This window comes from Sporomusa acidovorans (assembly GCF_900101845.1).
Classification (GTDB): Bacteria; Bacillota; Negativicutes; order Sporomusales; family Sporomusaceae; genus Sporomusa; species Sporomusa acidovorans.
Window position 1 is genome coordinate 1 of sequence record NZ_FNAM01000089.1, and the last position, 8,879, is coordinate 8,879.

An 8,879-nucleotide genomic window follows, 5' to 3' on the forward strand; every position below is an offset into this window, starting at 1 on the left:
CTTCGCGATTTTCAGCTTTTTCTATCGTATTGAGTTCAGCGATGTAAGCCTTTGCCCAAGCGATGGGATCATTGCCATTCAACTTTTTTAGTAGTTCGTCATATGTTCCGAGTTTTTCTACGATTTTAGATGAGTGTCTGCCATTTTCGTAAGTGGAACGGATGACATAAAGTGATTGTGCGTTTTTGGATTTAACGATATTCAACCGCATATAATATCCCTCCAATCCCTTTAATTATAACACAATACTCAACAATACTCAATATAAAAGTGGGAAAATTGACAAAAAAATAAACCTATTTCAAGGCTTCAAGGGGATTTTTTGATTGAACAAGTGTCAAAGACCCGTCACGACCGTTATGCATAAAAAACCGGCTGGTGCCGATGTAGAAGTAATTATTATTGGTGAGGAATTGGGCTTCTAACTGATACAATTATTGCAGCTGACACCTTGCAGATCTAAGCAGCGCTGCAGGGTGTTTTTGATTAAAAAAACGCTTGCCTTCTTTTACCGGGCTATGCTATGATCAAATTGCGTTACAACTTTACCATTTCGGGTGGCATCTATGAAGAGCCACACCTAGGAAATGGTTGTAACCGCGAAAATTTTCATATTAAATTATCCGCTTAGATCCGCAGGACTGAGACGGGAGGCAACAAGGGTGAACTATGCCTTTCGGACATGTGCCGGAAGGCTTTTTTGTATTTCCTGCCTCTTGACGGATTGAGTTGGCGGGAGGGAGTGAGTGATGGAAAAACTAAGTTTTGCAATTATTGGGGCGGGTAGAGTGGGCGCGGTATTTGCGGCCGGTTTGCGCAAGTGTGGTTACAGATTAGCCGGAATTGCAAGTAGAACTCCGGCTTCAGCCGCAGAACTGGCCGAGCGGTTTAACGTGCCTTGGTCGGTGAATCCGGCAGAGATCGCAAAACGAGCAGAGATCGTTTTTATCATGACCTTAGACCGGTGCATCGGGCATGTTGCTGAAGAGATTGCACGTCAAGGCGGCTGGCATAAAGACCAGTATGTCTATCACGCCAGCGGAGCTTTGCCTGCCGATATTCTGGCAGCTGCCGGGCAACAGGGAGCATTTATTGGTGCTTTGCACCCTCTGCAATCATTTGCCGGCGGGGGTAATAAGGATTGTCTGTCAGGCGTATGTTTTGCCGTAGACGGGGGCACAGATGCCATTTGCTTAGCTAAGGACATCGTGCGGGATTTGGGCGGGTATAGTTTCTTTGTGCCTCAGGAAAAGCGGGCGCTTTACCACGCGGCTGCCTGCATAGCTTCTAACTACCTAGTTGTTTTAATGCATTATGCGGTTAATCTGTTTCAACAACTCGGGTTATCTGCTGAAAAAGCGACAACTGCTTTAATGCCGCTATTGCAGGGAACGCTGGATAATCTGGCCAATAAGGGAACCGATAAGGCACTGACAGGACCGATTGCAAGAGGGGATGCTAATACGGTTGCCGCTCATCTTACCATATTGGCGCAGTCAGATCCTAATACGGAAAGGTTGTACAGGCAATTAGGGTTGCACACTCTCCTGCTGGTACAAAAAATGGATTGTCTTGAATGGGCGAAACTCTATGACCTGCTGCGCAATAATGGTGAAGGAAAAATAACAAAGCTATACCAAGACGAGGAGTGTAAATGATGCGTTTGATCGAAACGATTCAGGAAATGCGCGCTTTTGTAACTGCCGCCAGAGCGGCTGGAAAAACTATTGCGCTGGTGCCTACCATGGGGGCGTTGCATGACGGGCATTTATCGCTAATGCGGCAGGCCAAAGCGCAATGCGATATTGTGATTGCCAGTGTTTTTGTTAATCCTACCCAGTTTGGGCCTAATGAGGACTTGCAATGTTATCCGCGCGATTTGGCGGGAGACAGTGAAAAAGCAAGCCGTGTGGGAGTGGACGTTATTTTTCACCCAACTGTAGCAGAGATGTATCCTAACGGCTATGCAAGTTTCGTGTCTGTCGAGAAAATAACCGATAAGTTATGCGGGCTTTCCCGCCCGGGACATTTCCGCGGCGTGGCAACGGTTGTGAGTAAATTATTTAACATCGTACAGCCGGACAAGGCCTTTTTTGGACAAAAGGATGCCCAACAAGTACTTGTTATTCAACAGATGATTCGTGATTTGGATTTCAATGTACAGCTCGAAATGGTGCCAATTGTGCGGGAGGAAGACGGGTTAGCCATGAGTTCTCGCAACCGATACTTATCGGCGCAGGAGCGCAGTGCCGCACTGGTTTTGTCTCAAAGTCTTTCTTTAGCTCAGCAGCTTGTTCGCGAGGGAGAACGCGATATCGCGAAAATCCGCACAGCTGTTGTTAAGCGAATTGCTGAGCAGCCATTGGCCAATATTGACTATGTGGAAATTTACAACTATCCGGAATTGGAGCCGGTTAGCACGCTGTCAACGCAAGCGTTGGTAGCACTTGCTGTCCGGTTCGGCTCAACCAGGCTGATTGACAATGCCATTCTGGAGGCATATTGATGTTATTAACTTCGCTTAAAGCCAAAATTCATTGTGCCACCGTAACAGAAGCGAATTTAAACTATATGGGCAGTATCACGATTGATGAGACGCTCTTAGAATCCGCAGGCATTTTACCCAACGAAAAGGTTCAGGTTGTCAATAACAACAATGGCAGTCGGTTGGAAACCTATGTTATAAGGGGACCGAGGGATTCGGGAATTATTTGCTTAAATGGGGCTGCCGCCCGGTTGGTGCAGCCGGGGGATGTGGTGATCATTATTGCCTATGCGCTGATGACAGCAGAGGAACAAAAGAATTACCAACCTAAAATAGTAATTGTCGACAAGACTAACCGGATCACGGAGATCCGCCAGGGAGAACTCCACGGCCAGGCAAGCTAAATATAGAAATCCAATAAAGATTTTCACTATATGGAATTGGATAAAAATCTAAACTTGTAACGAAAAAGGGAGACTGTACAGTCGCCCTTACTTTTTTGCGGCTTGTCCAGCTAAATGCGCATAACGGCCACTTTCGCTTCATATATGTTATTGTCTTAGGCATTTGCTAAAAGGGGATGGCTGTATGGATAAGAAGTGGGCATGGAAACAGATTCTTTGGGTATTTTTTTATTTTTTCTTAAATGGTTTACTTAGTCACACACAGGCGATGGTACAAGAAGCGCCGCCTCAAATCATTGTAAATCTCCCTAGCCGTACCTTGGAGTTATACCAAGGCGATATGCTAGTTAAGGAATACCGGATCGCTATCGGCAAAGCGTCCACACCTACACCTGAGGGCGAGTATTCGATTATTGAGAAAGAGGTTGACCCCTGCTGGTACCCTCCGGGGAAAGACTATGTGGTGCCGTCCGGGCCCAGTAATCCATTAGGCTATCGTTGGCTGGGGATTGCACCTTTGTATGGCATACATGGCACAAATGAGCCCTGGTCGATTGGGTCGGCTGTTTCAAATGGCTGTATACGCATGCAGGAGGAGGATGTGGAAGATCTGTTTGAGCGTGTTGACTGCGACACGCCGGTTAAAATTGAGTACGAACGAGTTAAGGTAAGAGTTGACAGCAACGGGAAAGTCTCTATCGGTATTTATCCGGATGTATACGGCCGGCAAAGAGTCACAATGGCAAGTGTTAAGCAGACCCTTGCGGCGGCCGGCCTGGGCGGCTTGGCGGAAGATAGCTTTCTGCAATCATTAATTCGCGAAATTCCCGACAGACAGGTAGAATTTGCCCAAGTCCATTACCTTAAAGTAAACGGGATGTTGCGCGCCAAGTACATAGTTTCCTGGAAAGGGAAAAAGCAGATTCCCGTTATGGCTTTGGCCGACAGTCTAGGTACGGCGGTGGATTGGAATGAAGCCAATCAAACCGTATCCCGTCACCGGCAGACAGTTCCAGGTATAAAGCATGGTAATTCAGTCTATATTGATGTGGAGAATCTTCCGGTGTTATTTGGCGGACGTGAAGCCTGGAATGGCAAGCAAAATTGCCTTGAATTAACATTACCGGTAGCAAGGTTCGAAGGTAAACTATTATCTGGCGACATACACCGGATAGAATCCGGTTGGGCAATACCGGCACTTACCGTGGCGACCGCTTTGGGCGAACGCGTAAACTGGCAGCCGGATCTATCCGAGCTGCTGATTCACGGGAAGCCGGTTCCCTTCACCGCCATAGGCGGTCAGCCCTATGTTGCCGTCAAAGATTTAGGAGAGTTATTTAATTTGGCGACGTTATGGGATGATCAGACCCAGACGCTAGAGTTGTCTTACCCGTTATACACCATAGACTATTCGATGTATCTTGATCCCGGAGACGAATTTCTTTAAAGGCCGTGAGCCGCATTCCAAGTCTTTTCTTAGCGGATCGGGTTAACTTAAAATAACTTGGTCATGATTTACATCGCGTCCCGGATTTACCCGGGCGTAGTCTTCCGGCAGGCACTGACACCAGAGGGGGATAGGTTGATCCATTGTCCAAATCTCCGCAGCATATTCGGAGAACGTACGATCGCCGGAAAACCAGCCGGAGTGGGCGATATTCAGCAGGGACATTGCCTGCCAGCGATTTTGGTTACAATAGGCATCGGCCAATTGCTGGTGGGCAGCCACATAGGAGGCAAAGTCTTTTAATAGAAAATATTCGTCACCGTACCGCAAAAGAGCGTCATAATGGGAACGGAACTCATCAGAATCGACCGGGAAAAAGCCGTTTACCAATTGGTCAACAATAGTTTTGATCCGTAAATCACTGTTGTAAATATCCCAGGGGTTGTAGCCGCCACGGCGATAATAGGCAAGCACCTCTTCGGCGGATAAGCCAAAAACAAAGATATTATCAGCGCCGACAGCATTCCTGATCTCAATATTGGCACCATCCAGTGTGCCAATCGTCAAGGCGCCGTTCATCATGAATTTCATATTGCCGGTGCCGGAAGCTTCGCGGCTGGCAGTCGAAATTTGTTCACTAACATCCGAGGCCGGAATAATAAGTTCGGCATGAGAAACGTTATAGTTTTCCAAAAATAGTACTTTGAGTTTGTTGTGAATAGCGGAATCATTATTAATTTTATCGGCCAATGTATTAATTAATTTGATAGTTTTTTTTGCTTTGTAATAACCGGGCGCCGCCTTGCCGCCAAAAATAAAAGTACGGGGGGGAATATCGAGCTGGGGGTTCTCCCGTAAACAATGATAAAGATGCATAATATGCATGACGTTAAGGCATTGGCGTTTATAGGCATGGATACGTTTAATATGGGAATCAAATATGGAGTGGACATCAACAATAATGCCATGTTTTTCTTTAATGTATTTAGCCAGTTTAAGTTTGTTGTGTAGTTTAACGCTCGCCAAATCCTCAAGAAATGCGGTATCTTTGGACAGGGGGGCTAATTTGGCTAAATCGCAGGGATATTCGATCCAGTTTGAGCCGATTGCGTCGGTAATCAGGGCGGCAAGTTTTGGGTTTGAGGTTAACAGCCAGCGACGTTGCGTTATGCCATTCGTGACATTGGTAAATTTGTCAGGTGTATACGTATAAAAATTATGCATAACAGTTTTTTTTAGAATCTCGGTGTGAATTTCAGCGACACCATTGACAGTATGGCTGCCAGCGATGGCCAAATGAGCCATATGCACCTGATCGTCGGCAATGATAGCCATGCTATGGATACGATCCCAGTCACCCGGGTAGCTATTCCACAGTTCGCGGCAATAACGCTCATTGATCTCATGAATAATCATATAGATTCGCGGCAGCAGTTGCTCAAGCATATTGACAGGCCATTTTTCCAAAGCTTCCGGTAAAACCGTATGGTTGGTATAAGACAGGGTACGGACAGTAAGACTCCAGGCTTCATCCCAGCCCAAGCAGCAGTCATCAATCAGGATACGCATGAGTTCAGCTACTGCCAACGACGGGTGAGTATCGTTAATATGAATCGCGATTTTATCAGGCAGTTCCTGTAACACATCATGCTGCATTCTAAAGTTGCGGATAATACTCTGCAGACTGGCCGATACCAGGAAATATTGCTGCTTAAGACGTAAGATTTTGCCTTCATAATGGCTATCGTCAGGGTAGAGTATATCGGTTAATGATTCAATGGCATGCTTATAGTAGATAACACTATTGCACTCTACTCCATGAGCCCCACAGGTGTATTGATCCACATCAACTTCAGCACTCCACAGGCGCAGGGTGTTAACCAGCTGGTTTTTATAGCCGACGATTGGCACGTCATAGGGAACAGCCATAACATTTTCATAGTTTTCGTGGATAAAACGGATTTTTCCGTTGGTCTGTGTCCGGACAGTACCGCCGAACCGTACTGCGATTTTTTCCGCCGGGCGTCGATATTCCCAAACATAGGTCTGATTTTTTAGCCAGTTGTCCGGGTACTCATATTGATAACCGTTCTTAATCTTTTGCTCGAATAGACCATAGCGGTAACGAAGGCCGCAGCCATGGCCGGCAAGCCCCATGGCTGCCATGGAATCCAAATAGCAGGCTGCCAGGCGGCCCAAACCGCCATTGCCCAAACCGGCATCCTCCTCTTGATCCAATAAACTATCAAGCTCAATGCCCAGCTCTGACAATGCTTTCACACAGACCTCTCTAATTCCTAAGTTTACCAAATTATTTTCCAGGAGCCGCCCCAGTAAAAATTCTATAGATAAATAATATACCTGTTTTGGATCGTCCTTGGTTCGCTGTTTTTGGGTTTCAATTAGATTTTTGCTTATTATACTTTTGGTTAGCCAGGCCAACGCCTCAAATTTTTCCTGTTTACTGGCGCAGTTCAGTGTTTTGCCATGCAGGGATTGGAGTGCGACAATAAAGGCGTCTCTTAATTCGGAAACAGTGAGAGATTTAGGGTAGGACGTATAGTGCGGTGCAAAATTGTCAAAACGATACATGGTATTAGTGTGCATAGGGGGCCTCCTCTATCGGAATCAATTGTTCAAAGTCGTTAAAAAGGGAACCCTGATCACTATAGTCCGGAATAACTTGCAGTTCGGATGCAGCTTTCTTATAAATATATTCTTCTACATATAACTGGTTGTACAATTGCATGTATTTGCTGGTAGAAGTACGCCAACTGTTGTCGATGGCCATAACATGGTCAACTAGTTTTGACCAAAGTTTCCTATTGTGATACAAGCCAATAGCCCGTCTGATGGTGAATAGCAGATCATGAGCATTATAATTTGTAAAGCTAAAGCCGTTGCCTTCACCGGTAAACTCGTTATAAGGCTGAACCGTATCCTTGAGTCCGCCGGTTTCCCGGACAATGGGGACAGCGCCATAACGCATGGCGATAAGCTGACCAATGCCGCAGGGTTCGTAACGGGATGGCATCAAAAACATGTCGGCGGCGGCAAAAAGTTTGCGAGCGATATCCTCATTGTAAGGAATAATGGCAGCCAATTGCCCATTGCGCAGCCACGCAGCCTGCCATAAAAGGTGATGATAATGTTCATCGCCTTGCCCCACAATAATTATTTGCGCATCGCTAAGAACTTCATCAAGTACCCGGATCACAAGATCAAGTCCTTTTGCCTCCACTAGTCTGGTATTCATAGCGATTAACGGTATTTGGGCTGTGGGGGACAATCCCAGCATTTTTTGCAATGTAATTTTGTTTTTGATTTTGCGTTTCTTTGTTTGCCGGTCATAGTTTATAAATAGATTCGGGTCGGTTGCCGGATTGTAGGTAGTGTAGTCAATGCCATTGATAATGCCGGAAAAGACATTTCGCCGACTGGTCAGTACACCTTCTAATTTTTCTCCATAATAAGCATGCTGGGTTTCCTGGGCGTAAGTTGGACTGACCGTATTGATGAGATCGGAAAATATAAGGCCGCCTTTCATAAAATTGATTTTGTCATAAAACTCAATACCGTCTATCTTAAAATACTCCCAACCTAAATTAAGCAAGTTGAGCATGATATCTTTGGGGAAGATTCCCTGATACTTGAGATTGTGAATCGTAAATAGAGTTCTGATTTTTTTGTAAAAAGGATGATTGCGATAATGAGCTGTCAAAAAAACACTAATCATTCCGCTATGCCAATCATGACAATGGAGAATGTGTGGCTGAAAGTCAAGATACGGCAATGCTTCCAATACAGCCCGGCAAAAAAAAACAAATCTCTCAGCGTCATCAAAGTGCCCGTATAAGCCGGAACGCTTGAAATAATATTCATTATCCACAAAATAAAAAGGGACGCCATCATGATTAAGTTTCTCGATGCCACAGTATTGCAGACGCCAGCCTAACGATACCTGAAAGATTGCCTCGGTTGATAGCTTGGACTTCCATTCTTCCGGCATGGAACCGTATTTGGGGATTATAACCCGAGCATCAACGCCTTGCCGTCTAAGTTCCTTCGGCAAGGCGGCAATGACATCACCCATTCCCCCGGTTTTGGCAAATGGCGCGGCCTCACTTGCAACAAACAGTACTTTGAGCATAGCGCGTTTATAGTCCTTTCTATAGTTAAGTAAGGCCGGTGCTTAGATGAAATCAAAATTCACTACGAACGGTACTATGTATTAGACTGTGTGCGTTTTGATGCCTTTATTCATAAATTTGTAGTTGACGTAATGAGTAGACTGTGATAATATAAACAAGTCGTCTTGATGAGCGGCAAAATATCCCAAGATTAAGCGATCTGCTTGGTCTGGAATAAATTGATATGTTGACACGATTGAGAAAATATGATAACATATATAACTGTCGGCTCTACAAAACGAAACGACAATGTTCCCTGAAAACTGAACAATGTAAGTAATGCATCAAAAAGCCAGATGTGCGGTTGAATTATCATTTGTGATAATTCAACGTCAATAAATAATTTCTTGATT

General features: G+C 45.2%; 6 protein-coding genes and 1 pseudogene. 4 read left to right on the plus strand and 3 right to left on the minus strand.

Features of this window, described 5'->3' with window-relative positions:
- Positions 1-211 (minus strand): annotated as a pseudogene (locus BLR65_RS28130) (IS1634 family transposase); the annotation flags it as partial.
- Between the two features lie 538 nt (positions 212-749).
- Between BLR65_RS28130 and BLR65_RS28135 the strand changes: the two are divergent.
- From BLR65_RS28135 to BLR65_RS28150, 4 genes are all read left to right on the plus strand, one after another.
- Positions 750-1,658, plus strand: coding sequence for a Rossmann-like and DUF2520 domain-containing protein (locus BLR65_RS28135; RefSeq protein ID WP_093798061.1), 909 nt, complete (start codon positions 750-752; stop codon positions 1,656-1,658).
- The gene (panC, locus tag BLR65_RS28140; protein WP_093798063.1) at positions 1,658-2,506 is read left to right on the plus strand and encodes a pantoate--beta-alanine ligase; all 849 of its coding nucleotides are present in this window, start codon (positions 1,658-1,660) and stop codon (positions 2,504-2,506) included. Before BLR65_RS28135 ends, panC begins: the two co-directional genes overlap by 1 nt.
- Complete coding sequence (gene panD, locus BLR65_RS28145) at positions 2,506-2,889, plus strand: aspartate 1-decarboxylase (RefSeq protein ID WP_093798065.1); 384 nt, start codon at positions 2,506-2,508, stop codon at positions 2,887-2,889. Before panC ends, panD begins: the two co-directional genes overlap by 1 nt.
- A 184-nt stretch (positions 2,890-3,073) precedes the next feature.
- The gene (locus tag BLR65_RS28150; RefSeq protein ID WP_093798067.1) at positions 3,074-4,336 is read left to right on the plus strand and encodes a L,D-transpeptidase family protein; all 1,263 of its coding nucleotides are present in this window, start codon (positions 3,074-3,076) and stop codon (positions 4,334-4,336) included.
- A gap of 42 nt (positions 4,337-4,378) precedes the next feature.
- Here BLR65_RS28150 and BLR65_RS28155 read toward each other — a convergent pair whose 3' ends face one another.
- Both BLR65_RS28155 and glgA read right to left on the minus strand, forming a co-directional pair.
- Positions 4,379-6,943 carry a glycogen/starch/alpha-glucan phosphorylase gene (locus tag BLR65_RS28155; RefSeq protein WP_245693101.1) on the minus strand — a complete coding sequence of 855 codons (2,565 nt, stop codon included), beginning with the start codon at positions 6,941-6,943 and terminating at the stop codon, positions 4,379-4,381.
- A complete protein-coding gene (gene glgA, locus BLR65_RS28160) occupies positions 6,933-8,486 on the minus strand; it encodes a glycogen synthase GlgA (RefSeq protein ID WP_093798069.1) in 1,554 nt (517 codons plus the stop codon). The genes BLR65_RS28155 and glgA overlap by 11 nt, the downstream gene beginning before the upstream one ends.
- Between the last annotated feature and the right edge of the window lie 393 nt (positions 8,487-8,879).